At 65.7% G+C, this 22,548-nt stretch carries 24 protein-coding genes; 14 read left to right on the forward strand and 10 right to left on the reverse strand.

Annotated elements, in window-relative coordinates:
• The 12 genes from dnaA (at position 1) to HEP73_RS00060 (ending at position 13,360) form a co-directional block, all read left to right on the forward strand.
• Complete coding sequence (gene dnaA, locus HEP73_RS00005) at positions 1–1,341, forward strand: chromosomal replication initiator protein DnaA (RefSeq protein ID WP_179570243.1); 1,341 nt, start codon at positions 1–3, stop codon at positions 1,339–1,341.
• A 324-nt stretch (positions 1,342–1,665) separates the two neighbouring features.
• Positions 1,666–2,766 (forward strand): DNA polymerase III subunit beta, encoded by a 1,101-nt coding sequence (gene dnaN / locus HEP73_RS00010; RefSeq protein WP_179570245.1) that lies wholly within the window; start codon positions 1,666–1,668, stop codon positions 2,764–2,766.
• Positions 2,767–3,126: 360 nt separating this feature from the next.
• Positions 3,127–4,227, forward strand: a complete 1,101-nt coding sequence (recF, locus tag HEP73_RS00015; RefSeq protein WP_185814641.1) for a DNA replication/repair protein RecF — start codon at positions 3,127–3,129, stop codon at positions 4,225–4,227.
• Positions 4,228–4,340: 113 nt separating this feature from the next.
• Positions 4,341–6,788 (forward strand): DNA topoisomerase (ATP-hydrolyzing) subunit B, encoded by a 2,448-nt coding sequence (gene gyrB, locus HEP73_RS00020; protein WP_185821639.1) that lies wholly within the window; start codon positions 4,341–4,343, stop codon positions 6,786–6,788.
• 79 nt (positions 6,789–6,867) lie between these two features.
• Positions 6,868–7,722: a CPBP family intramembrane glutamic endopeptidase gene (locus tag HEP73_RS00025; protein ID WP_458309638.1), complete on the forward strand. Its 855-nt coding sequence runs from the start codon at positions 6,868–6,870 to the stop codon at positions 7,720–7,722.
• Between the two features lie 67 nt (positions 7,723–7,789).
• Positions 7,790–8,596, forward strand: coding sequence for a M48 family metallopeptidase (locus HEP73_RS00030; protein WP_185814643.1), 807 nt, complete (start codon positions 7,790–7,792; stop codon positions 8,594–8,596).
• 157 nt (positions 8,597–8,753) lie between these two features.
• Positions 8,754–9,947 (forward strand): tetratricopeptide repeat protein, encoded by a 1,194-nt coding sequence (locus HEP73_RS00035; protein ID WP_185814644.1) that lies wholly within the window; start codon positions 8,754–8,756, stop codon positions 9,945–9,947.
• 151 nt (positions 9,948–10,098) lie between these two features.
• A complete protein-coding gene (locus HEP73_RS00040; protein WP_458309639.1) occupies positions 10,099–10,773 on the forward strand; it encodes an energy transducer TonB in 675 nt (224 codons plus the stop codon).
• Positions 10,774–10,866: 93 nt separating this feature from the next.
• Complete coding sequence (gene exbB / locus HEP73_RS00045) at positions 10,867–11,631, forward strand: TonB-system energizer ExbB (RefSeq protein ID WP_179570259.1); 765 nt, start codon at positions 10,867–10,869, stop codon at positions 11,629–11,631.
• 42 nt (positions 11,632–11,673) lie between these two features.
• The gene (locus HEP73_RS00050) at positions 11,674–12,099 is read left to right on the forward strand and encodes an ExbD/TolR family protein (protein WP_003470008.1); all 426 of its coding nucleotides are present in this window, start codon (positions 11,674–11,676) and stop codon (positions 12,097–12,099) included.
• A 3-nt stretch (positions 12,100–12,102) separates the two neighbouring features.
• A complete protein-coding gene (locus HEP73_RS00055; protein ID WP_003470010.1) occupies positions 12,103–12,516 on the forward strand; it encodes an ExbD/TolR family protein in 414 nt (137 codons plus the stop codon).
• Between the two features lie 436 nt (positions 12,517–12,952).
• Positions 12,953–13,360 (forward strand): ExbD/TolR family protein, encoded by a 408-nt coding sequence (locus HEP73_RS00060; protein WP_179570263.1) that lies wholly within the window; start codon positions 12,953–12,955, stop codon positions 13,358–13,360.
• Positions 13,361–13,920: 560 nt separating this feature from the next.
• On the opposite strand, the gene HEP73_RS00065 is transcribed toward HEP73_RS00060, so the two are convergent.
• The 4 genes from HEP73_RS00065 to cls all read right to left on the reverse strand — a co-directional run bounded on the left by HEP73_RS00065 (position 13,921) and on the right by cls (position 16,827).
• Positions 13,921–14,082: a hypothetical protein gene (locus HEP73_RS00065; protein ID WP_185821641.1), complete on the reverse strand. Its 162-nt coding sequence runs from the start codon at positions 14,080–14,082 to the stop codon at positions 13,921–13,923.
• Positions 14,083–14,104: 22 nt separating this feature from the next.
• On the reverse strand, positions 14,105–14,857 hold the full coding sequence (locus tag HEP73_RS00070) for a pyridoxine 5'-phosphate synthase (protein WP_185821642.1): 753 nt from the start codon (positions 14,855–14,857) through the stop codon (positions 14,105–14,107).
• Positions 14,858–14,870: 13 nt separating this feature from the next.
• The gene (locus HEP73_RS00075; protein ID WP_185821643.1) at positions 14,871–15,140 is read right to left on the reverse strand and encodes a hypothetical protein; all 270 of its coding nucleotides are present in this window, start codon (positions 15,138–15,140) and stop codon (positions 14,871–14,873) included.
• A gap of 214 nt (positions 15,141–15,354) precedes the next feature.
• Positions 15,355–16,827, reverse strand: a complete 1,473-nt coding sequence (gene cls, locus HEP73_RS00080; protein ID WP_185821644.1) for a cardiolipin synthase — start codon at positions 16,825–16,827, stop codon at positions 15,355–15,357.
• Positions 16,828–16,935: 108 nt separating this feature from the next.
• On the opposite strand from cls, the gene HEP73_RS00085 reads away from it, so the two are divergent.
• The gene (locus tag HEP73_RS00085; protein WP_185821645.1) at positions 16,936–18,021 is read left to right on the forward strand and encodes a PA0069 family radical SAM protein; all 1,086 of its coding nucleotides are present in this window, start codon (positions 16,936–16,938) and stop codon (positions 18,019–18,021) included.
• Between the two features lie 217 nt (positions 18,022–18,238).
• Here the strand turns inward: HEP73_RS00085 and HEP73_RS00090 are convergent, their stop codons facing one another.
• Complete coding sequence (locus HEP73_RS00090) at positions 18,239–18,946, reverse strand: 2OG-Fe(II) oxygenase (RefSeq protein ID WP_185814649.1); 708 nt, start codon at positions 18,944–18,946, stop codon at positions 18,239–18,241.
• A gap of 103 nt (positions 18,947–19,049) precedes the next feature.
• Between HEP73_RS00090 and HEP73_RS00095 the strand changes: the two genes are divergently transcribed.
• Positions 19,050–19,571 (forward strand): nucleoside 2-deoxyribosyltransferase, encoded by a 522-nt coding sequence (locus HEP73_RS00095; protein WP_185821646.1) that lies wholly within the window; start codon positions 19,050–19,052, stop codon positions 19,569–19,571.
• Positions 19,572–19,726: 155 nt separating this feature from the next.
• Here HEP73_RS00095 and HEP73_RS00100 read toward each other — a convergent pair whose 3' ends face one another.
• The 5 genes from HEP73_RS00100 to HEP73_RS00120 form a co-directional block, all read right to left on the reverse strand.
• Positions 19,727–19,993, reverse strand: a complete 267-nt coding sequence (locus HEP73_RS00100; RefSeq protein WP_185821647.1) for a hypothetical protein — start codon at positions 19,991–19,993, stop codon at positions 19,727–19,729.
• 70 nt (positions 19,994–20,063) lie between these two features.
• Positions 20,064–20,453 (reverse strand): DUF2267 domain-containing protein, encoded by a 390-nt coding sequence (locus HEP73_RS00105; RefSeq protein ID WP_221899290.1) that lies wholly within the window; start codon positions 20,451–20,453, stop codon positions 20,064–20,066.
• A 178-nt stretch (positions 20,454–20,631) separates the two neighbouring features.
• Positions 20,632–21,264 carry a LysE family translocator gene (locus HEP73_RS00110; RefSeq protein WP_185821648.1) on the reverse strand — a complete coding sequence of 211 codons (633 nt, stop codon included), beginning with the start codon at positions 21,262–21,264 and terminating at the stop codon, positions 20,632–20,634.
• A gap of 346 nt (positions 21,265–21,610) precedes the next feature.
• Entirely contained in the window at positions 21,611–22,138 is a 528-nt protein-coding gene (locus HEP73_RS00115) for a hypothetical protein (RefSeq protein ID WP_185821649.1), read from the reverse strand.
• A gap of 133 nt (positions 22,139–22,271) precedes the next feature.
• Complete coding sequence (locus tag HEP73_RS00120) at positions 22,272–22,535, reverse strand: hypothetical protein (protein WP_185821650.1); 264 nt, start codon at positions 22,533–22,535, stop codon at positions 22,272–22,274.
• Positions 22,536–22,548 lie beyond the last annotated feature (13 nt).

A 22,548-nucleotide genomic window follows, 5' to 3' on the forward strand; every position in this document is an offset into this window, starting at 1 on the left:
ATGGATGCTTGGCCCCGTTGCCTGGAACGTCTGGAAGCTGAATTTCCAGCCGAGGACGTTCACACCTGGTTGAAACCGCTGCAAGCCGAACAGCGCCATGACAACAGCATGGTCCTGTACGCCCCGAACGCCTTCATCGTCGAACAGGTGCGCGAGCGCTACCTGGCGCGGATCCGCGAGCTGATGACCTATTTCGCCGGCAGCGGCGAAGTGGCGTTGCAGGTCGGCTCGCGTCCGCGCGCGCCGGAGCCGGTGGCCCCGGTCGCCAGCGATGCGGCCGCCGCGCGCACGCCGCCGGCGCCGTTGCTGGAACCGTTCGCCGGCAATCTCGATTCGCACTACACCTTCGCCAACTTCGTCGAAGGCCGCAGCAACCAGCTCGGCCTGGCCGCGGCCACGCAGGCAGCGCAGAAGCCCGGCGACCGCGCGCACAACCCGCTGCTGCTGTACGGCAGCACCGGCCTGGGCAAGACACACCTGATGTTCGCCGCCGGCAACGCCATGCGCGAGCAGAACCCCAACGCGCGGGTCATGTACCTGCGCTCGGAACAGTTCTTCAGCGCGATGATCCGCGCGCTGCAGGACAAGACCATGGACCAGTTCAAGCGCCAGTTCCAGCAGGTGGACGCGCTGCTGATCGACGACATCCAGTTCTTCGCCGGCAAGGACCGCACCCAGGAAGAGTTCTTCCACACCTTCAACGCGCTGTTCGACGGCCGCCAGCAGATCATCCTGACCTGCGACCGCTACCCACGCGAGGTTGAAGGCCTGGAGCCGCGGCTGAAGTCGCGCCTGGCCTGGGGCCTGTCGGTGGCGATCGACCCGCCCGACTTCGAGACCCGCGCGGCGATCGTGCTGGCCAAGGCGCGCGAGCGCGGCGCCGAGATCCCCGACGACGTGGCGTTCCTGATCGCCAAGAAGATGCGTTCCAACGTGCGCGACCTGGAAGGCGCGCTCAACACGCTGGCCGCCCGCGCCAACTTCACCGGCCGTGCGATCACCACCGAGTTCGCCCAGGAGACGCTGCGCGACCTGCTGCGCGCGCAGCAACAGGCGATCGGCATCCCCAACATCCAGAAGACCGTGGCCGACTACTACGGCCTGCAGATCAAGGACCTGCTGTCCAAGCGCCGTACCCGCTCGCTGGCGCGACCGCGGCAGGTGGCGATGGCGCTGACCAAGGAACTGACCGAACACAGCCTGCCGGAGATCGGCGATGCGTTCGCCGGCCGCGACCACACCACCGTGCTGCACGCCTGCCGGCAGATCAAGCACCTGATGGAGACCGACGGCAAGTTGCGCGAGGACTGGGACAAGCTGATCCGCAAGCTGAGCGAGTAGCGGGCCGGCACTGCGCCGGAAAGGCGCGGATCGGCACCCTCGCGAGCGCTCCGGTGCGGCATGCCGGAAGCGGCGGATAAATCGGTGCATGACTTCGCGACAAATCCGGTAGAAACTGTGGATAAAGTGCAGCGCGGCGGCGCCGGCAAAACTATCCACAGGTTTCCCCACCCCTACAGGGGCAGTAATACCCGGGATTGAAGGGCCGAAAAACCCTTTGAATCCAAATAGTTAATCTACCTTTGCACCGAAAATCGCTCTACCATCACCACCAAGCTTTTGATTTATTCCATATCTTTTTAAAGCATAGGGGCACGGAACCACATGCGTTTCACACTGCAGCGCGAAGCCTTCCTCAAGCCATTGGCGCAAGTCGTCAATGTGGTCGAACGCCGCCAGACCTTGCCGGTTCTGGCCAACTTCCTGGTGCAGGTGCACGACGGGCAACTGTCGCTGACCGGTACCGACCTGGAAGTGGAAATGGTGTCGCGTATCGCGGTCGACGACGCACAGGACGGCGAAACCACGATTCCGGCACGCAAGCTGTTCGAGATCATTCGGGCGCTGCCCGACGGCAGCAAGATCACCGTCTCGCAGACAGGCGACAAGATCACCGTGCAGGCCGGGCGTAGCCGCTTCACCCTGGCCACGCTGCCGGCCAACGATTTCCCGTCGGTCGATGAAGTGGAAGCCACCGAGCGCGTGCTGGTGCCGGAAGCGGCGCTGAAGGAACTGATCGAGCGCACCGCCTTCGCGATGGCCCAGCAGGACGTGCGCTATTACCTCAACGGCCTGCTGTTCGACCTGCGCGACCAGACGCTGCGCTGCGTGGCCACCGATGGCCATCGCCTGGCGCTGTGCGAGACCGAACTGGAGAACGCCGGTGGCGCCAAGCGCCAGATCATCGTGCCGCGCAAGGGCGTGACCGAGTTGCAACGCCTGCTGGAAGGCGGCGATCGCGAGGTCGAGCTGGAAGTGGGCCGCAGCCACGTGCGGGTCAAGCGCGACGATGTCACCTTCACCTCGAAGCTGATCGACGGCCGTTTCCCCGATTACGAAGCGGTGATCCCGATCGGTGCCGACCGTGAGGTCAAGCTGGATCGCGAGGCCCTGCGCGCGGCGCTGCAGCGTGCGGCGATCCTGTCCAACGAGAAGTATCGCGGCGTGCGCGTGGAAGTCTCGCCGGGCCAGCTGAAGATCAGTGCGCACAATCCCGAGCAGGAAGAAGCGCAGGAAGAGATCGAGGCCGACACCAAGGTCAGTGACCTGGCGATCGGCTTCAACGTGAACTACCTGCTCGACGCGCTGTCGGCGCTGCGCGAGGAGTTCATCGTGATCCAGCTGCGCGACGCCAATTCTTCGGCCCTGGTGCGCGAAGCCAGCAGCGCCCGCTCCCGCCACGTGGTGATGCCGCTGCGTCTCTGACGCTAGCCAAATGCCGTGTTCCACGTGGAACACAGTCGAGAAACCCGGCCTTCGCGCCGGGTTTTCTTTTGTCCGAGGCTCAGAGGCGCTTCCGAGCCCACGAAAGCCTCCTGTGGGAGCGACTCCAGTCGCGACGGGCCTTACCGACCAGGTTTGATGTCTTCACCGAGACTCAATGGGTTCCCTGGATTGCCTCGCGGTAGCAACCACCCGCCCGCCCACCGCCCGCATCGAATTCAGCCCGCCCACCAAGCTGCACTCGCGACAGGACGTTCGCAGCCGCTTTGGGTATGCTGCCGCCCTACCCTGATGAGCCGACCCGCGTGCGCCCGGTGCGAGCGCCTCGCCCCGATTCCGCGTATGCACGTCTCCCGCCTCGATCTTCATCACCTACGCCGCTTCGCCGCGTTGGAGCTGGCGCCTGCGCCCGGCTTGAACTTGATCACCGGCGACAACGGGGCCGGCAAGACCACTATCCTCGAGGCCATGCACCTGATGGCCTACGGCCGCAGCTTCCGCGGGCGGGTGCGCGATGGCCTGGTCAGCCAGGGTCAGGACGCGCTGGACGTGTTCGTCGAATGGCAGGAACGCGGTCCAGAGCCGCAGCAGCCACGCCGCCGCCGCGCCGGGCTGCGCCACAGCGGCCAGGACTGGCGTGGCCGGCTAGATGGCGAGGACGTGGCTTACCTGGGTACGCTCTGCGCCGCGCTGGCGGTGGTCACCTTCGAACCGGGCAGCCATGTGCTAGTCAGCGGCGGTGGCGAACCTCGCCGTCGCTTCATCGACTGGGGCTTGTTCCACGTGGAACCTGACTTCCTGGCACTGTGGCGCCGCTACGCGCGGGCGCTCAAGCAGCGCAACGCCTTGCTGAAAAGCGGCGGCGGTGGCGCGGCCCTGGATGCCTGGGACCACGAGCTGGCCGAGGCCGGCGAACCGCTTACTTCGCGCCGCGAGCAGTACCTGGAGCGCCTGCTGCAGCGCCTGTTGGCGCTGGGGCCTGAATTGGCGCCAGCGCTGGGCATCCAGCACCTGCAGTTCGCGCCGGGGTGGCGCCGCCACGAGGTGCCGCTGGCCGATGCGTTGTTGCTCAACCGCGAGCGCGACCGTCAGTACGGCTATACCTCGGTCGGGCCGCACCGTGCCGACTGGAGCCTGGAGTTTGCCACCATCCCCGGCCGCGACGCCCTGTCGCGCGGCCAGGCCAAGCTCACCGCCCTGGCCTGCCTACTGGCCCAGGCCGAGGACTATGCCGAGCAACGCGGCGAATGGCCGGTGATTGCCCTGGACGATCTGGCCTCGGAACTGGACCAGCATCACCAACGGCGCGTGCTGCAGCGGCTGCAGGCTGGGCCGGCGCAGGTGTTCGTCACCGCCACCGAAACCCCGCAGGCGCTGGCCGACATGGCGTTGCCGATTGCGCGGTTCCACGTGGAACATGGACAGGCCGTGGCCCGTTCCTAGCCACCGCGAGGCTTGAGGGCCGGGGCTGCTATAATTCGCCGCAATCCCCTATCCATCGGCGCGACCGGGCTCCTGCCCGCCGTCGTCCGACTCGTGGAGCCTACGGCAAGCGCATGACCGAAGAACAGAATCCGCCAACCTCGCCCGCCAACACCACCTACGACTCCAGCAAGATCACCGTGCTGCGTGGGCTGGAAGCGGTCCGCAAGCGTCCCGGCATGTACATCGGCGACGTGCACGACGGTACCGGCCTGCACCACATGGTGTTCGAGGTCGTCGACAACTCCATCGACGAAGCGCTGGCCGGCCATGCCGACAACGTGCTGGTCAAGATCATGGTGGACGGCTCGGTGCAGGTGTCCGACAACGGTCGCGGCATCCCGGTCGACATCCACAAGGAAGAAGGCGTGTCCGCGGCCGAGGTGATCCTCACCGTGCTGCATGCCGGCGGCAAGTTCGACGACAACAGCTACAAGGTTTCCGGCGGCCTGCACGGCGTCGGCGTATCGGTGGTCAACGCCCTGTCCGAGCACCTGTGGCTGGACGTGTGGCGCGACGGCCACCACTACCAGCAGGAATACAAGCTGGGCGAGCCGCAATACCCGCTCAAGCAGCTGGAAGCGTCCGACAAGCGCGGCACCACCCTGCGCTTCAAGCCGGCGGTGGAGATCTTCAGCGACGTCGAGTTCCACTACGACATCCTGGCGCGGCGCCTGCGCGAGCTGTCCTTCCTCAACTCCGGGGTCAAGATCACCCTGCAGGACGAGCGCGGCGAAGGCCGCCAGGACGTGTTCGAGTACGAAGGCGGCATCCGCAGCTTCGTCGAGCACCTGGCGCAGCTGAAGACCCCGCTGCATCCGAACGTGATCTCGGTGACCGGCGAGCAGAACGGCATCGTCGTGGACGTGGCCCTGCAATGGACCGACGCCTACCAGGAAACCATGTTCTGCTTCACCAACAACATCCCGCAGAAGGACGGCGGCACCCATCTGGCCGGCTTCCGCGCCGCGTTGACCCGCACCCTGACCAATTACATCGAACAGAACGGCATCGCCAAGCAGGCCAAGATCACCCTATCCGGCGACGACATGCGCGAAGGCATGATCGCGGTGCTGTCGGTCAAGGTGCCGGACCCGAGCTTCTCGTCGCAGACCAAGGAGAAATTGGTCAGTTCCGAGGTCAAGCCGGCCGTTGAGAACACGTTCGGTGCCCGTTTGCAGGAATTCCTGCAGGAAAACCCCAGCGAAGCCAAGGCCATCGCCGGCAAGATCGTCGATGCCGCGCGCGCCCGCGAGGCTGCGCGCAAGGCGCGCGATCTGACCCGGCGCAAGGGCGCGCTGGACATTGCCGGCCTGCCCGGCAAGCTGGCCGACTGCCAGGAGAAGGATCCGGCGCTGTCCGAGCTGTTCATCGTCGAGGGCGACTCGGCCGGCGGCTCGGCCAAGCAGGGCCGCAACCGCAAGAACCAGGCGGTGCTGCCGCTGCGCGGCAAGATCCTCAACGTGGAACGCGCGCGCTTCGACCGGATGCTGGCCTCCGACCAGGTCGGCACGCTGATCACCGCGCTGGGCACCGGCATTGGCCGCGACGAATACAACCCGGACAAGCTGCGCTACCACCGCATCATCATCATGACCGACGCCGACGTCGACGGCGCGCACATCCGCACCCTGCTGCTGACGTTCTTCTACCGGCAGATGCCGGAGCTGATCGAGCGCGGCTACATCTACATCGGCCTGCCGCCGCTGTACCGGCTCAAGCAGGGCAAGCAAGAGCTGTACCTGAAGGACGACAACGCGCTCAATGCCTATCTGGCCAACAGCGCGGTCGAGGGCGCGGCGCTGATCCCGGCCACCGACGAGCCGCCGATCACCGGCAGCGCGCTGGAGAAGCTGCTGCTGCTGTTCGCCAGCGCCAACGACGCGGTGGCGCGCAACGCGCACCGCTACGATCCGGCGCTGCTGACCGCGCTGATCGACCTGCCGCCGCTGGACGTGGTGCAGCTGGAGGCCGAAGGCGAGCAGCATCCGACCCTGGACGCGCTGCAAGCCGTGCTCAACCGCGGCAGCCTGGGCACCGCCCGCTATCAGCTGCGCTTCGAGCCGGGCAGCGAACAGCGTCCGGCGACCCTGATCGCGGTGCGCCGCCATATGGGCGAAGAGCTGACCCAGGTGCTGCCGATGGCGGTGTTCGAGAGCGGCGAGCTGCGCCCGCTGCGCGAAGTCGCGCTGGCGTTGAATGGGCTGGTCCGCGAAGGCGCGCAGATCGTGCGCGGCAACAAGACCCAGTCGATCAGCAGCTTCGCCCAGGCGCATGCCTGGCTGTTCGACGAGGCCAAGAAGGGCCGGCAGATCCAGCGCTTCAAGGGCCTGGGCGAAATGAACGCCGAGCAGCTGTGGGAAACCACGGTGAACCCGGATTCGCGCCGCCTGTTGCAGGTGCGCATCGAGGACGCGGTGGCCGCCGACCAGATCTTCAGCACCTTGATGGGCGACGTGGTCGAACCGCGCCGCGATTTCATCGAGGAAAACGCGCTGAAGGTCGCCAACCTCGACATCTGACGCGGCATCGCCGCCCCCGGCGCGCGCCGGGGGCCGGCCTCGTTCCGCTTCCCTACGCCTGCTCTCGCCCAGGATCGCGATGACCTCGCTGCCGTCGCACATGCCCGCCCCGCCCCCGCTGACCAATGCCGCGCCACCGCCGTCCGGCTGGGGCAAACCGGTGCTCGGTTTCGTCCTCGACGTGCTGCTGGCCGCGGTCGTGCTGTTGGCCGTCAGTGTGCTGTCCGGCCTGGTGTGGGGCGTGGTGCGCGGCTTCCAGATCACCATGGAACTGCGTGCGCAGGGCATTCCCGCCGATCGGCTGGCCACCGCCGTCGCCTCCCAGATCGGCCAGCCGGGAGCGCTGGCGCAGCTGCTGATCGCCCTGGTCAGCACCCTGTCCGCGGCCTTGCTGCTGTACTTCCTGCGCCGCCCGGCCAACGCCGCCGAGCGCCGTGCCTCCTGGCAGGCCGCGCGCGCGCCGGCGACCTGGGGCTGGGTGCTGCTGGTCGCGGTGGCGGTATTCGTGGGCAGCAGCGTGCTGTCCAACCTCGGCGCGCAGCTGGGGATCAAGCCGGTGCCGACCAACCTGCCGCTGATGCGCGAAGCGATGACGCAGATGCCGCTGTTCCTGGTCGTGTTCGCCGTGCTGATCGCCCCGGCCTACGAGGAACTACTGTTCCGCCGCGTGCTGTTCGGGCGCCTGTGGGATGCCGGCCGGCCGCGGCTGGGCATGGCGCTCAGCGGCGCGGCCTTCGCGCTGGTGCACGAATTGCCCGGCACCACCGGCAATGGCGTGGCCGAAACCCTGCAGCTATGGTTGGTCTACGGCAGCATGGGCGCCGCGTTCGCATGGCTGTACAAGCGCACCGGCACCTTGTGGGCGCCGATCGCCGCGCACGGGCTGAACAACGCCGTCGCTGTAGCGGCTTTGTACTGGTTTGGCACAACTTGAAGATTTGTTTGACGAAAAGTTAAGACGTGTGCCACCACACTGCGATGCGTGTCATAGGGGGACCCGTATGAAGAGTGTTGTACTGGGGGCATCGATCGCGGTGCTGCTGACAGCGTGTGCGACTACCACCTCGCCGACCGGGCGTACCCAGGTCGTGGGTGGCGTATCGCAGCAGGAACTGGATCAGCTTGGCCTGAAGGCCTTTGCCGAGACCAAGGCCAAGGAGCCGATCGACAACGATCCGAAGCGCAACGCCTACGTGCGCTGCGTGGTCAACACGCTGGTCGCGCAATTGCCGCCGCAGTGGCGCGGCACGGCGTGGGAAACCGCGCTATTCGACGACAAGGAACCCAACGCGTTCGCGCTGCCCGGCGGCAAGGTCGGCGTCAACAGCGGCATCTTCACCGTGGCCAAGAACCAGGATCAGCTGGCGGCGGTGCTCGGCCACGAGATCGGCCACGTGATCTCGCGCCACCACGAAGAACGCATCACCCGCCAGATGGGCACCCAGACCGGCCTCAGCGTGCTCGGTGCGCTGGCCGGCGCGCGCTACGGCAGCGCCGCGGCCGACACGGTGGGCCAGGTCGGCGGCATGACTGCGCAGGCCGCGTTCCTGCTGCCGGGTTCGCGCACCCAGGAGAGCGAGGCCGACGTGGTCGGCCAGCGGCTGATGGCGCAGGCCGGTTTCGACCCGGCGCAAGCGGTGGATCTGTGGAAGAACATGATGGCTGCCGGCGGCCAACGCCCGCCGCAATGGCTGTCCACCCACCCCGATCCCAGCGCCCGCATCGGCGAACTGCAACGCGATGTCGCTACGCTTGAGCCCGTGTATGCGCAGGCGCGCAGTGCCGGGCGGACCCCGAAGTGCGGTTGAGCGCATCGGCGCCGCCGCGCATGGGCGTGCGCCGTGCATGGCAATGCGTCCTAAAAACGTTTTCACCGCGTATAGGTTTCTGTTAGTTTTGCTGGCTCGGCCCAGGATGGCCGCTCCGTCTTCCGTGCCGCTCAGGGCGGTTCCACCGAGGTGATCCATGAAATTCAGTATCCGCAAGCAAGCGCTGTTGTCCCTGGTGATCACTGCTGCCCTCGGCGGCGCGGTGGTGACCGACGCCGTCGCGCAGTCCGATCGCTCCGAGCAGCGCTCCTCGCGCAAGTCCAAGAACGAAAAGGCCGCGGTGATGTTCCCCAACGCCACCCGCCAGGAGCCGACCGGCAAGCCGTCGGCCAAGCTCGGCAGCAAGCTGCAGAAGCTGATCGACACCTACAACAAGGGTGAGGACTACGCCGGCGTGCGCACCCAGGCCGACGAGATCCTGGCCAATAGCGCGGCCAACGAATACGACAAGTCCATCGCCGCGCAGCTGGCCGCGCAGGCCGCCTACAACCTGGACGACAGCAAGGCCGCCAAGCAGTACCTGCAGCAGGCGATCCAGTTCAACGGCCTGGACAACAACGGCCACTTCCAGTCGATGCTGATGCTGGCGCAGCTGCAGCTGCAGGACGACGAAACCGCCGCCGGTCTGGCCTCGCTGGACAAGTTCCTGGCCGAGTCCAAGTCGACCCGCCCGGAAGACCTGATCCTCAAGGGCCAGGCGCTGTACCAGACCGAGCGCTACCAGGAGGCGATCCCGGTGCTGCAGCAGGCCATCGCCGCCTCGCCCGAGCCCAAGGACAGCTGGAACCAGCTGCTGATGGCGTCCTACGCCGCCGCCGGCCAGACCGGCGAAGCGGTCAAGGCCGCCGAGACGCTGGCGGCGAAGACGCCGAACGACAAGAAGGCCCAGCTCAACCTGGCCAGCATGTACATGCAGGCCGACCAGATGGACAAGGCCGCCGCGGTGATGGACAAGCTGCGTGCGGCCGGGCAGTTGACCGACGAGAAGGAGTACAAGCAGCTGTACTCGATCTACGCCAACACCGACAAGAAGGAAAAGGACGTCATCTCGGTCATCAACGAAGGCCTGCAGAAGGGCATCCTCAAGCCCGACTACCAGACCTATCTGGCGCTGGCGCAGTCGTATTACTACACCGACCAGGTGCCGCAGGCGATCGAGAACTGGCAGAAGGCCGCGCCGATGTCCAAGGACGGCGAAACCTATCTGAACCTGGCCAAGGTGCTGCACCAGGAAGGCCGCACCGCGGAAGCCAAGCAGGCCGCGCAGCAAGCGCTCGCCAAGGGCGTCAAGAAGCCGGAAGACGCCAAGAAGATCATCAATCTGAAGTAAAAAGCAAAAAAAGCCCCCGAAAACCAGTGCTTAAAGTAGTGCAGGTCACAGGGATTGGTATAAGCTTGGAGGTTCCTGCGGTGTCAAGCCGCCTGAACTGGGATTCAGATTCTTCGCGAATCCCGGCCCCCCTAAATCGAGTCATTGGCGCATGACGGAACAATTGGTCATCAATCGGCATTACGACAGAGATGAAGCTTCCGGCCTCAGCTGGCCGCGCATCATCGGTATTGCCTTCGTAATCGCGCTGCATCTAGCAGCGCTGATGTTGTTGCTGATTCCAGCCGTTGCGCCGAAGGCGGCAGCGGAGAAGGAACGCAACATCGTCGTCACCCTGGTCGACGCCCCGCCGCCGCCGCCACCCCCGCCGCCGCCGCCGCCGAAGCCGCCGGAGACGCCGCCGCCGCCGGTCAAGAACCTGGCGCCGCCGAAGCCGACCCCGTTGCCGCCGCCGCCGGAAGCCCCGGTGATCGACGTGCCGGAGCCGCGCCCGAGCGATATCGCCACGCCGCCGTCGCCGCCGGCACCGCCGGCACAGCCCAGCGATATCGGCGCCAGCGTCGATATCTCGTCGAAGAACATGAACCCGCCGAAGTACCCGCCGTCCGCATTCCGGTCGGGCGCCGAAGGCGAGGTGATCCTGATCATCGACGTCGACGCAAACGGTAACGTCACCAACGTCGCCGTCGAGAAATCCAGCCGCAACCGCGACCTGGACCGCGCCGCCATGGAAGCAGCGCGCAAGTGGCGGTTCAACGCCGCTACCGCCAATGGACAGAAGACCGCCGGCCGCGTCCGCGTTCCGGTCAACTTCGCGCTGAACTGATACAAAGGCAGCAGGCCGGCGCACCCGCCGGTCTGCAGGCCCTGTCTACTCTTTGCACCACCCTCATCACCACACACAACAAAGGTAAGCGTCATGCTGCAGGAAATTTTCATCGCCGCTGCTGCGGGGGGCAACAACGCATCGAACGCCCTGTCGCAGATGGGCTTCGAGCACCTGATCACCGAGATGACCTCCAAGCCGGGTGACTTCGCCGTCTCCTGGGTGGTGCTCATCACCCTTATCATCATGTCGGCGTCGTCCTGGTACTGGACCGTCATCAACATCTTCCGCGCCACCCGTCTGAAGGGCCAGGCCGACCGCGTCACCAGCCTGTTCTGGGACACCCCGAACGCGCAGGACGCCATCCGTGCGATGGAAGAGCAGCCGGCCAGCGAGCCGTTCTCGAAGATCGCGCTCGACGCCGCTCAGGCCGCTGCGCACCACCAGCGCGCCGAAGCCGGTGCCGGCACCGGCCTGGGCGAGACCCTGAGCCGTTCGGAGTTCGTCGACCGCGCCCTGCGTCAGGCCGTGACCCGCGAAAGCACCAAGCTGCAGTCGGGCATGACCCTGCTGGCCACCGTCGGTGCGACCGCGCCGTTCGTCGGTCTGCTGGGTACGGTGTGGGGCATCTACGGCGCGCTGATCAAGATCGGTGCCACCGGCTCCGCCTCGATCGACGCCGTTGCCGGCCCGGTGGGTGAAGCGCTGATCATGACCGCGATCGGTCTGTTCGTCGCGATCCCGGCCGTGTTCGCGTTCAACTTCTTCAGCAAGGTCAACAGCTCGACGATCGCCAAGTTCGATACGTTCGCCCACGACCTGCATGACTTCTTCGCCACTGGTTCGCGCGTTCGCTGATCCGCGGTCGAGTAGTCCACGCAACGATTAACGGAGCCCGTTATGGCTTTCAGTAGTGGTAACAGCGGCGGCCCCATGGCCGACATCAATGTCACGCCCCTCGTGGACGTGATGTTGGTGCTGCTGATCATCTTCATCATCACGGCACCGCTGATGTCCCACAAGGTCAAGGTGGAGCTGCCCCAAGCCAACCTGAAGCAGGATCCGGACAAGGACGAAAAACGTTCCAATCCGATCACGCTGTCGGTCAAGGAAGACGGGTCGCTGTACTGGAACGACGAGCCGGTTTCCAAGGAAGCATTGGAATCGCGCTTCTCCACCGCTGCCCAGCAGACCCCGCAGCCGCCGCTCAACCTGCGTGGCGACCGCACGACCAAGATGCGTACGATCAACGAGATCACCAAGATCGCGCAGGGTCAGGGCATGCTGGACGTCGGCTTCGTTGCGACCAAAGAGAAGGGGAACTGAGCCATGGCATTCAGCTCAGGAGGCGGCCGTGGTCCCATGGCCGACATCAACGTAACGCCGCTGGTCGACGTGATGCTGGTGCTGTTGATCATCTTCATCGTGACCGCGCCGATCATGACCTATCCGATCGACGTGGACCTGCCGCAGCGAGTGATCAACCCGCCGCCGCAGTTGCGCGACCCGCCGCCGCCGATCGATCTGCGTATCGATGCGTCGAACCAGCTCTTCTGGAACAACAGCCCGGTGGCTGTGACGGCGCTTCCGCAAATGATGGAAAACGAAGTACAGCGCGATCCGACCAACCAGCCGGAACTGCGCATCGATGCCAATCCGGATTCCGAATACGAAGTGATGGCCAAGGTGCTGGCCGCCGCCAAGAATTCGGACATGAAAAAGATCGGCTTCGTGCAGCAATAAACTCTACCGCAACACCTCAGTCATGACGCGACTGCAACGCCACCGGAAACGGTGGCGTTTTTTTTGCGATGTCGTGCACACCGGCAGGATATCGACGCGGGCATACAACTGCGCGCAAGTTCGGCAATGCGCCGTGGGACCGATCGTGGGAGCGACTCCGGCTGGCCTCGGGCCATCAGTCCCGACGGGCTGCACCTTCAATGCAATGTCTGCCCCGACCGAGGCCATTTGCGCCGGAAGCCGCTGCTTCCCCGTCTGCGGCCTTCAAGCAGAAAAACGCGTTGGCAGACAGCTGTGCGATGAGCCACGATGCCGCAACGCCACCGATCCCGCCCCACTGCATCTCCAGTTTCTTGCGCCTGGCCCCTCGCCCGACGTCCCGTCTCAGGTGTAGGCTGGAGACGCAACACCACAACCACAGGACAGGAGGCACGCCATGGCTTTCAGTACCGCAGGGAACCGGGGACCGTTGTCGGAAATCAATGTCACGCCGCTGGTCGATGTCATGTTGGTGCTGTTGATCATCTTCATCGTGACCGTACCGCTGGTGACGCGGCCGATCACCATGAACCTGCCGCAGCGTGTCGACACGCCGCAGCGGCCGCTCGAGCCGCCGCCGCCGATCCAGTTGCGCCTGGACGCCAGCGGCCAGCTGTTCTGGAACGCCAGTCCCCTGCCCCTGGCCGAGCTGCAGCCGCGGCTGCAAGAAGCGATGGCGCAGGCCGCCGGCAACACCCCGGAGCTGCGCATCGAAGCCAACCCCGATGCCGAATACGAGGTGATGGCCAAGGTGCTGGCCGCGGCCAAGAACGCGCAGGTGGACCGCATCGGCTTCGTGCAGTGATGCGCTTTTAGCGCAGCAGCTCCGCCATGACGGACTGCAAACGCCACCGGCAACGGTGGCGTTTTTCCGATGCAGGGTGCGCAAGCCGATCCCGGGGTCCCGCCAATGCCGGCGAGGCGTGATCCGCGAACGAGGCGTCAGCTATCGCTAGCTAGGCCACGCGAAGTAGTCGCAATGACCTTTTCCGCCGTGGCAGAAAAATACCCAGGCAGTGTTGCTGTCCTCATAGGTCCAGGCAGAGAATCCCCTGTCCGAGTAACCCTGGACGGTTGCTGCCCAGCCCTCGAATGGGGCGTCTGCTCTGATTCCGGACACCAAGGCATGGAAGAGGACCGGTGCCTCCGCCGGGATGAAGTTGAATGCTCCCACGGACGTGCTGAGGTCGAGATTGTTCGACGTGCGAATGCGAACCGTCGATGGGGGAAGAACGTCGGGAAGCCACCCCCGTTCGAATAGACGGTCGGCGCGGGCATCAGCCAACGTGGAATATCGAGTGGTCACCGTGTCCAGGGAGCAGCCGTACAGGCCCAAGGTAATAGATAGGACGAGACCAGTTGCTCTCATACGGCCGACACCCCTAGTTCAGCAGACCCACGAAGCGGGTCCAGCTTGAACGTCGCGATGAAGAACAACGAAAACAGCATGCCAAAGCCCAGCAACACGAGCCTGAGGAGATGTGCGATCACAACGTCTTCGAAGTACTGCTTGTCCAGTTGCGGCATCGGCTCTCAGTGACCTGACGCGCTAGCGAATGGTGGCCAGGATCGCCAGGTAGGTTTTCACTGTAGCGCCCAACCCTGCATATAGCGCCTCGCCGATCAGCGCATGCCCGATCGACACCTCCAGCACCTGCGGCACCGCGGCCAGGAACGCGCCGAGGTTGGCCTGGGCCAGGTCGTGGCCGGCATTGACGCCGAGCCCGGCGGCTTGCGCGCGGCGCGCGGCGGCGGCGAAGGCGGCCGGCGCTGCGGCGTCGCCGCGGTCGAACGCTTCCGCATACGGTCCGGTGTACAGCTCGACGCGGTCGGCGCCGAGTTCGGCGGCGCGTGCCAGGTCGGAGTTGTCGGCATCCACGAACAGGCTGACCCGGCAGCCTAGCGCCTTCAGTTCGGCGATCAGCGGACGCAGCCGTTCGCTGTCGCGAGCGAAGTCGAAGCCATGGTCGGAGGTCAGCTGGCCGTCGCCGTCCGGAACCAGGGTGGCCTGCGCCGGGCGCACCTGCGCGCACAGCGGGATCAGCCCTGGGTAGCCCGGCCGTGGCGGCGCGAACGGGTTGCCTTCGATGTTGAATTCCACGCCGCGCGCGCGGGTCAGCTCGGCCAGCGCCAGCACGTCCTCGGCATGGATGTGGCGCCGGTCCGGGCGCGGGTGCACGGTGATGCCGTGCGCGCCGGCGTCCAGGCAGGCGCGTGCCGCTTCGAGTACGCTCGGCAGCTCGCCGCCGCGCGAGTTGCGCAGCACCGCGATCTTGTTGACGTTGACGCTGAGTCGGGTCATCGGCGGACGACGCTTACGAGGACAGCGCGTCGTCGCTGGCCGCGGCGGCCGCAGCGCGGCGCGCCTCGGCCTGTTCGCGCAGCCGGCGCAGCTCGGCCGGGTCGATCATCGGCGCGGCATCGCGTTGGCTGGCGTCGCCGATCTTGGCCACGTACCAGCCGCGCGCCCAGGCCAGCAGGAATCCCAGCGCCGCCAGCAAGGCCAGCACCAACAACGACATGTGCGGCGTGGAGAACGCCAGGACGAAGGCACCCAACGCGAGCAGCAGAAAAAGCCAGTACATGACGATCTCCCCAAGGATGCGCGCAGTGTAGCGCCGCCCGGGTGACCGGTTCCACGGCGAACCGCCGGAACGGGCGCCACGCGGCCATCCAAGCCGGACCCGCAGGGCCGCACGCATACGGCGGAGGCCCATTCGTCGCCCGGGCGTGGACGGGACGTACCCGTTCGGTGGCAGGTGCAGGCACGGCGCGACCTATCGGGGAGCGACGGCGTGGCTACAGCAGCGGGGAGGTCAGCCGCGCCATCGCCTCGGGCAACCGGTAGCGCCACAGCGAGCGCTTGCGATCGTCGCGCACCTGCACCGCATCGGCGATCTCGCGGGCGATCAACGCGGCCAGTTCCTGGGTCATCTGCCGGTCGCGGAACATCGCCGAGACTTCGAAATTGAGGCGGAAACTGCGGTTGTCGAAGTTGGCGCTGCCGACGATGCACAGTTCCTCGTCGACGATCAGCGCCTTGCTGTGCAGCATGCGTGGACCGTACTCGTAGATCTTGACCCCGGCCTGCAGCAACTCGTCGAAATACGAGCGCGCCGCCAGCGTCACCAGCCGCGAATCGCTGCGCTTGGGCACCAGCAGGCGCACGTCGAGCCCGCCCAGCGCGGCCGAGGTTAGTGCCATGCGCGCGGCCTCGCCCGGGACGAAGTACGGCGTCACCAGCCACACTCGCCGCTGCGCCTCGTAGATCGCCGCCACCTGCATGCGGTGGATGCTTTCCCACGACGAATCCGGACCGGACACCAGTACCTGCGCCTGGATCGCGCCGTCGTCGCGGCCGGGCATGTCGTGCGGCCAGATCTGCGCCATGTCGAAGGCATCGCGGCCCTGCCGGGTGGCGTACAGCCAGTCCTCGACGAACACCAGCTGCAGGCTGCGCACCACGTGGCCCTCGCACCGCACGTGCAGGTCGCGATAGGCGTCGGGGCGCAGCGCCTCGTTCTCTTCGTCGGTGACGTTGATGCCGCCGGTGAAGCCGATGCGCCCGTCGATCACCACGATCTTGCGGTGCGTGCGCAGGTTCACCCACGGCCGCTTGAACTTGAACGGGCGCAGCAGCTGGGTGGGATGGAACCAGGCCGCCTCGCCGCCGGCGTCCAGCAGCGGCTGCAGGAAGCGCTTGCGTACCTGCGAGGAGCCCACCGCATCCAGCAGCAGGCGCACCTTGACCCCGGCGCGGGCGCGTTCGACCAGCGCGTCGCGGATGCGCGTGCCGCTGCGGTCGGGGTTGAAGATGTAGTACTCCAGGTGCACGTGGTGCTGCGCGGCGGCGATGTCGCGCACGATCGCGTCGTAGGTGGCGGCGCCGTCCACCAGCCATTGCGCGGCGGTCGCCGAACTGGGCGCCAGGCCGGTGGTGGCCTGGGCGATCTTGGCCAGCTCGGTGCAATCGGCGTCGGGCGGGCAGACGCTGCTGTAGTGCTCCATGCCCGAGCGCGAACGGCCGCGGCGCAGGCGTTGCCGCTTCACCTTCTGCGGCCCGAGCAGGTAGTAGATGACGAAGCCCAGGTACGGCAGCGCGGCCAGCGACAGCACCCAGCTCAGCGTCGCCGCCGGCTCGCGTTTCTGCAGCACGATCCAGCCGCTCAGCCACAGGATGTACAGCAGATAGGCGGCGGTGAGGTAGGCGCCGAAATGGGGAATGCCGGTCAGCCAGTCCCAGGTGTTCTGCAGGGTCGCGAATACGAACATCGGCGGATTCTACGGGGCCGGCGCGGCTCCTGCGCGTGGCGCTGAAAGATTCAGCCCCGCAGCGTCGCCGTCGCAGCGGCCGAGACGGCAGCGGCGTAGCCTGTGCGGATGAGCACGGCCATCAAGGGACGCGGCGCCGGCAGCCACCTGCCGGGCCGCTTCGAACGCACCATCAGCCAGGCCGAGGACGACGGCTGGCATCCCGACGACAGCGAGGAATTCGCCGCGCCGCGGCTGCGCACCGAGGTGCGCGAGGAGACCGCGCGCAGCATCATCAGCCGCAACCAGTCGCCGGACGTGGGCTTCTCGCAGTCGGTCAATCCGTACCGCGGCTGCGAGCACGGTTGCAGCTACTGCTTCGCCCGGCCCAGCCACGCCTATCTGAACCTGTCGCCGGGGCTGGACTTCGAGACCCGCCTGTTCGCCAAGACCAACGCGCCGGAACTGCTGCGCCGCGAACTGGCCAAGCCCGGCTACGTGCCCAGCCCGATCGCGCTGGGCATCAACACCGACGCCTACCAGCCGATCGAGCGCAAGCTGCAGCTGACCCGCCGGCTGATCGAAGTGCTGTGGGAAACCCGCCATCCGTTCTCGCTGATCACCAAGAACGCGCTGGTCGAGCGCGACCTGGACCTGCTGGTGCCGCTGGCGCGCGAGAACCTGGTCAGCGTGCATTTCTCGGTGACCTCGCTGGACCCGCGCCTGTCGGCGCGGCTGGAGCCGCGCGCCTCGGCGCCGCATGCGCGGCTGCGCGCGATGCGCACGCTGCACGAAGCCGGGGTGCCGGTGGGGGTGATGGTGGCGCCGGTGATCCCGTGGATCAACGACCACGAACTGGAAGCGGTGCTGGAGGCGGCGCATGCCGCCGGCGCCGACTCCGCCGGCTACGTGCTGCTGCGCCTGCCGCACGAGGTCGCGCCGCTGTTCCGCGACTGGCTGCAGGCGCACCATCCCGACCGTGCCGCGCACGTGATGAGCACGGTGCAGCAGCTGCGTGGCGGCAAGGACTACGACGCCACCTTCGGCAAGCGCATGCGCGGCGAAGGCGTCTATGCCGACCTGCTGACGCGGCGCTTCGCGCTGGCGCACAAGCGCCTGGGCTATGCCGAACGCGCGCGCCCGGCGCTGGACTGCAGCCGCTTCGTCAGGCCGCTACCGCCGCGTGCGCCTTCACCGCAGGGGGAATTGTTTTGAAGCCGGGATTGGGGATTTGGGATTGGGGATTCGTAAAAGCAAGCAAGGCTTGCTGCACTAGCCGCTGACTTCATCCCGAATCCCGGCCGGAAGGCGGCCGCGTTGATCGAAACAGATCCGACTGGCGACGAGAACGTGCGCCAACCCGCAGCCAAACGAAGGCCGACAGACGAACAGCCGCCGCATCCCGCTTTTGCGAATCCCCAATCCCCAATGCCTAATCCCGGCCGTAAAGCGCCTGCGCCGACTGGAACAGGATCCAGCTGGTAGCGATGAACTTGTCGCCGCCCTGCGGGCGGTTGCCGCGGTGGGTGTGGGTGAACGCGGTCGGCGCGATCAGCAGGCTGCCGGCGCGCGGCGCGATCTTGCGCTGCTGGAACAGGAACTCGGTTTCGCCGTCCTGGAAATCGTCGTTGAGGTACAGCGTCCACAGCAGATGCCGGTGCAGGGTTTCGCCGCCGGGATCGCGCGGGTACAGCTCGCAGTGCCAGTATGGATAGCCGCCCTCGCCCGCGGCGTACCACTGCAGGTTGATCGCGCCCGGACGCAGACAGGTGCGGGCCAGGTTGGACAGCGCCGCGTCGTCGAGCAGCGCAAAATCGTCGGCGCCGAGCCGGTGCGGTTGGCCATCGGCGCCGGGCACCTGCAGCATCAGCGGCGAGATCAGTGCCTGCGGGTACTTGCGCAGATAGCCGAGCAGGCCGGCGAACACCGCCTGCTGCAGCCGCTGTTCCACGTCGCGCCACGGCTCCAGGCCGCTGATGCGCAGGTCGCGGCTATGCTTGAGCTCGGGGAACACGCCGCTGCCCACCTCGCCGGGCTGCAACTGCGCACTGCCGCGCAGGCGGCGCATGATCGCGGCGCAGTCCTCGCGGGACATGGCGTCGTCGAAGACCTCGATGAAATCGGCATTGGGTTCGGACATCGCGCGACCTTACCAGCGATCCCGCGGCATCGCAGCTGTGGCGTTGGCATGCCTCCATGTGCGCGCCGACAATGAGAGCCCCTCTGCCCACCTGCCCGTGCCGATGATCCGCACGCTGTACCTCGCCGGCCCCGACGTGTTCCGCCCCGATGCCGCCGCCCGCGGCGATGCCTTGAAAGCGCTGTGCCGCGAATTCGGATTCGAAGGCCTGTTCCCGCTGGACCAAGCGCTGCCGGCGCAGATCGCCGATCCCGCCGCGCAGGCGCGCTGGATCTATGAGGCCAACATCGGACTGATCGCGCAGGCCGATGCGGTGCTGGCCAACCTGGACTTCTTCCGCGGCCCGGAGCCGGACAGCGGCACCTGCTTCGAAGTCGGCTACGCCGTCGCTCTGGGCAAGCCGGTGTACGGCTACATCCCCGACGACGGCAGCTTCGCCCAGCGCATCCGCGCCCGCCATCCCGGCGCGATCGGCGCCGACGGCCGCGTCGACACCCACGGCTGGCACTTCGAGGAATTCGGCCTGCCGCTCAACCTGATGCTGGCGGTCCCGGCGCCTCTGGTGGTCGGCGACGCGCGGCGCGCGTTGGCGCGGTTGCGGGAGGATCTGGACATGGAGGGATAGGTACAGGCGCGCTGGGCGAAGCAGCATAAGGACCGGTCGCGCGCGCCGTTCGTGTCAACCAACAACCATAGAAATCGTGACCATAGATTCGACCGGATGGACCAGCCGCAACCACTACCGGTACCGCCACGAAGGAACGTTGATCTCATGGAAGCTCAGCTTCCTTTCGAAGAACTTCCACGAATCGAATAGCCGAGCAACACCAGCCACGCGATCAGGGCCAGCAGCGTCGGCAACTGGAACTTGCTCGACGTGCCGAGGGTGAAACTCCTCGCCGCAAAGAAGATGAGCACCCACAGCGCCAGGTTGGCGATCACGATCGGCCGGCGCGAACGGTGCCGGGTGAGCCAGGAAATGACGCTCGGCATCAGCGCGACCGGCGCCGTGGCGAAGAAGAACATGAGAAAGACCGTCTGGTTCATCGCAATCTTGTTCCCTGCCGCCCTCCCAAGGTGGGGCGTTTCACGTTGAATGGTGCCTTCTTGGGCGGGCTCAGGCGACGCGAACGGACGGCGCGACGGACCAGAACGCGGCGGCACCGGCAGGCAGTGTCGCCAATACCCGGTCCAGCTCGGCGTTGTCGACGTTCCTGCGCAATGCCTGGGCGACCGCCTGCACCGCATTGGGCGGAGCGAAATTGTGCGCGGCGCGAACCGAACGGACTTCCGCCAACAGCTCCTCGTCCGGGCCGAACGCCAGAATCGGCGCTTCGCTGTCCCAGCCTTCGACGAACAGCGCGCGCAGCACCGGCGGCAGGATGTCGGCGAAACGGAGCCCTTGCTGGACAGTGAGGCGGCGCCGGAAGGCATGCAGCACGCCGACCACCATGTTCCAGGCCATGTTGGTCGTGGCCAGATCCGAAGCGTCGCGCGCATCGACCATGAAACGTTCGAACTCCAGCGATGCGTTTTGGTATGCGAAGGGCCATGTCATGCGTGGATTGCCTGATGCTGTGGCCAAACCGGGCGCCGCAGCGGCCTGGCCGGAGTGAAGGGGTCCCTGCTTGCCAGCGCAATCGACGGCGGGCTGCGGCACCCCGTCCGCCGCCGCGATCCTGTCGCTACTGCGGCCGGAAGCGCAGCAGCACGATGCCGAACCCGATGAAGATGGTCCCGACGACGCGGTCGAACAGCCGACGCAGGCCAGGCCGGGACAGGTAGCGGCGGATGCCGTGCCCGCCGATGCCGTAGACCGCGTACCAGAACAGCTCGCACGCGGCGAAGGTGGCCACCAGGATCGCGAATTGCGGCCACTGCGGCTGGGTCTTGTCGACGAACTGCGGCAGGAACGCGGCGGCGAACAACAGCAGCTTGGGATTGCTCAACCCGATCGCCAGCCCGCCACGAAACAGCTGCAGCGGCGACAGCGACGCCGCCAGGGGCGGTGCGCCTTGCGGGTCCAACGGCGCTTCCCCGCTGCGCCAGGCGGCGATTCCCAGCCACAGCAGATAGCCGACGCCTGCGTAGCGCAGCACCTCGAACACGCGCGGCGACGCGTCCAGCACCGCGCCCAGGCCCGCCGCCGACGCCAGCAGCACCAGTACCACCGCCAGCAGGCAACCGGCCATCGCCAGCAGGCTGCGGCGTACGCCGAAACGCACGCTGCGCGTCATCACGTGCAGCATGTTCGGCCCTGGCGTGCCCGACAACACGAACACCGTCAGCAGGAACATCCACCAGACATGCAGGCTCATGGCGTAGCGGCTCGCGGGAAATGACATTGCATCGTAGCAACGGCGCGGAACGCACGCCATGCGGGGAGCGCCGTTCCATGGCCGCTGACGTGGCGCCGCACGAATATTGAAGATTGATGCCGCTGCGGGCCTGCGTACGGCGACAGTGAAGCGGGAATCGACGGCGGTCGTATTCAGTTCTTTTCCGGTCGCCGATGACTACTGCACGAGTCACTTCTTCCAACGAGCCAGCGACGCATATTAAATAATACGGCATGCACCATGCGTAGCCGGGACGACGCCACGGCTCTCTATCGAGGTGGTGAATCGAGAATTAGATAATCCCAAGTATTGCCGCAGCACACATTCAGGCGACTGTCCCGCGATTAATACGCGTAATGGTAAGGGTAGGAGCATTGATACGTGGAAGTCGAGAAACCTGGTTTTTGATCTCGTTGAGGGTGAAGAACATGTTGTCGAACGCCATCATGTAGCGCTTTCGTGGGTCAGATTCGACGTCATCGCGAACGTCTGGTACAGCGCTCAGATTAGGTAGCGCAAGTTTCAAGACTTTCGTACGAATATGCTCAGAGCGGAACGAAACGTTGTCCAATATGCCATGAGCGAACGAATTTCGAATCTCGATCAGAAGCCTTAGGTTTGATGCGACTTCATCGGAAATGAGGCCGAGTCGATGAGAATTTATGATGCCCATCGATAGCCGGCCCTTTGGCATGAATTGTTTGGCGTCCTTAAGGCCTCCAGGCAACAGCGCGCCTAGTAGATGAGCAAGCCCTTCTTCGAGCAAACAAACCGTCAGGATCGCGCAGCCACGGTCAGACTCGCCGCTAAATTCTTCGTCAAGTCGATTTCGTAAGTCAAATGTTGTCGTCATTGCATAAGATCCGTCTAATACCCTACTAAGCGGGCCCGCATCATAGCGGCGACTGGACGAAAATATGGCCGCACGCTTCAACCTAGGAGCCGCCCGATTTTGGCTAGATTTGAATAAATTATTGGCTAATTATCTATCCCGAGATCCGTCCAGTGCCGACGCACATGTTGCATTCCTGCCCTTTGAAAGTACCTGAGCCCTCGCAGTCATGGCAGATAATGGTATTTGATGGTGATTTTGCCTCCTCTAAATCAAATTCCCAATCTGCTTCTGCTAAATCAATTGCGTTCTCGGCATCTTCCTCAGATTCAAAATACCCAAGATCACGATCTTTCTCTCCGAGTCTTACGGTGGCGTGAAATTTGCACGTAATCACGCCGTTGCCATAATTTGTCATGCAAATCTCCTTG

The sequence above is a fragment of the Xanthomonas sp. GW genome, from assembly GCF_014236815.1.
Classification (GTDB): Bacteria; Pseudomonadota; Gammaproteobacteria; order Xanthomonadales; family Xanthomonadaceae; genus Xanthomonas_A.

What these genes read in the sequence shown, in the direction of transcription:
- dnaA (WP_179570243.1), top strand. Translation starts at nt 1, where the DNA reads ATGGATGCTTGGCCCCGTTGCCTGGAACGTCTGGAAGCTGAATTTCCA.
- dnaN (WP_179570245.1), top strand. Translation starts at nt 1,666, where the DNA reads ATGCGTTTCACACTGCAGCGCGAAGCCTTCCTCAAGCCATTGGCGCAA.
- recF (WP_185814641.1), top strand. Translation starts at nt 3,127, where the DNA reads ATGCACGTCTCCCGCCTCGATCTTCATCACCTACGCCGCTTCGCCGCG.
- gyrB (WP_185821639.1), top strand. Translation starts at nt 4,341, where the DNA reads ATGACCGAAGAACAGAATCCGCCAACCTCGCCCGCCAACACCACCTAC.
- HEP73_RS00025 (WP_458309638.1), top strand. Translation starts at nt 6,868, where the DNA reads ATGACCTCGCTGCCGTCGCACATGCCCGCCCCGCCCCCGCTGACCAAT.
- HEP73_RS00030 (WP_185814643.1), top strand. Translation starts at nt 7,790, where the DNA reads ATGAAGAGTGTTGTACTGGGGGCATCGATCGCGGTGCTGCTGACAGCG.
- HEP73_RS00035 (WP_185814644.1), top strand. Translation starts at nt 8,754, where the DNA reads ATGAAATTCAGTATCCGCAAGCAAGCGCTGTTGTCCCTGGTGATCACT.
- HEP73_RS00040 (WP_458309639.1), top strand. Translation starts at nt 10,099, where the DNA reads ATGACGGAACAATTGGTCATCAATCGGCATTACGACAGAGATGAAGCT.
- exbB (WP_179570259.1), top strand. Translation starts at nt 10,867, where the DNA reads ATGCTGCAGGAAATTTTCATCGCCGCTGCTGCGGGGGGCAACAACGCA.
- HEP73_RS00050 (WP_003470008.1), top strand. Translation starts at nt 11,674, where the DNA reads ATGGCTTTCAGTAGTGGTAACAGCGGCGGCCCCATGGCCGACATCAAT.
- HEP73_RS00055 (WP_003470010.1), top strand. Translation starts at nt 12,103, where the DNA reads ATGGCATTCAGCTCAGGAGGCGGCCGTGGTCCCATGGCCGACATCAAC.
- HEP73_RS00060 (WP_179570263.1), top strand. Translation starts at nt 12,953, where the DNA reads ATGGCTTTCAGTACCGCAGGGAACCGGGGACCGTTGTCGGAAATCAAT.
- HEP73_RS00065 (WP_185821641.1), bottom strand. Translation starts at nt 14,082, where the DNA reads ATGCCGCAACTGGACAAGCAGTACTTCGAAGACGTTGTGATCGCACAT.
- HEP73_RS00070 (WP_185821642.1), bottom strand. Translation starts at nt 14,857, where the DNA reads ATGACCCGACTCAGCGTCAACGTCAACAAGATCGCGGTGCTGCGCAAC.
- HEP73_RS00075 (WP_185821643.1), bottom strand. Translation starts at nt 15,140, where the DNA reads ATGTACTGGCTTTTTCTGCTGCTCGCGTTGGGTGCCTTCGTCCTGGCG.
- cls (WP_185821644.1), bottom strand. Translation starts at nt 16,827, where the DNA reads ATGTTCGTATTCGCGACCCTGCAGAACACCTGGGACTGGCTGACCGGC.
- HEP73_RS00085 (WP_185821645.1), top strand. Translation starts at nt 16,936, where the DNA reads ATGAGCACGGCCATCAAGGGACGCGGCGCCGGCAGCCACCTGCCGGGC.
- HEP73_RS00090 (WP_185814649.1), bottom strand. Translation starts at nt 18,946, where the DNA reads ATGTCCGAACCCAATGCCGATTTCATCGAGGTCTTCGACGACGCCATG.
- HEP73_RS00095 (WP_185821646.1), top strand. Translation starts at nt 19,050, where the DNA reads ATGATCCGCACGCTGTACCTCGCCGGCCCCGACGTGTTCCGCCCCGAT.
- HEP73_RS00100 (WP_185821647.1), bottom strand. Translation starts at nt 19,993, where the DNA reads ATGAACCAGACGGTCTTTCTCATGTTCTTCTTCGCCACGGCGCCGGTC.
- HEP73_RS00105 (WP_221899290.1), bottom strand. Translation starts at nt 20,453, where the DNA reads ATGGTCGATGCGCGCGACGCTTCGGATCTGGCCACGACCAACATGGCC.
- HEP73_RS00110 (WP_185821648.1), bottom strand. Translation starts at nt 21,264, where the DNA reads ATGAGCCTGCATGTCTGGTGGATGTTCCTGCTGACGGTGTTCGTGTTG.
- HEP73_RS00115 (WP_185821649.1), bottom strand. Translation starts at nt 22,138, where the DNA reads ATGACGACAACATTTGACTTACGAAATCGACTTGACGAAGAATTTAGC.
- HEP73_RS00120 (WP_185821650.1), bottom strand. Translation starts at nt 22,535, where the DNA reads ATGACAAATTATGGCAACGGCGTGATTACGTGCAAATTTCACGCCACC.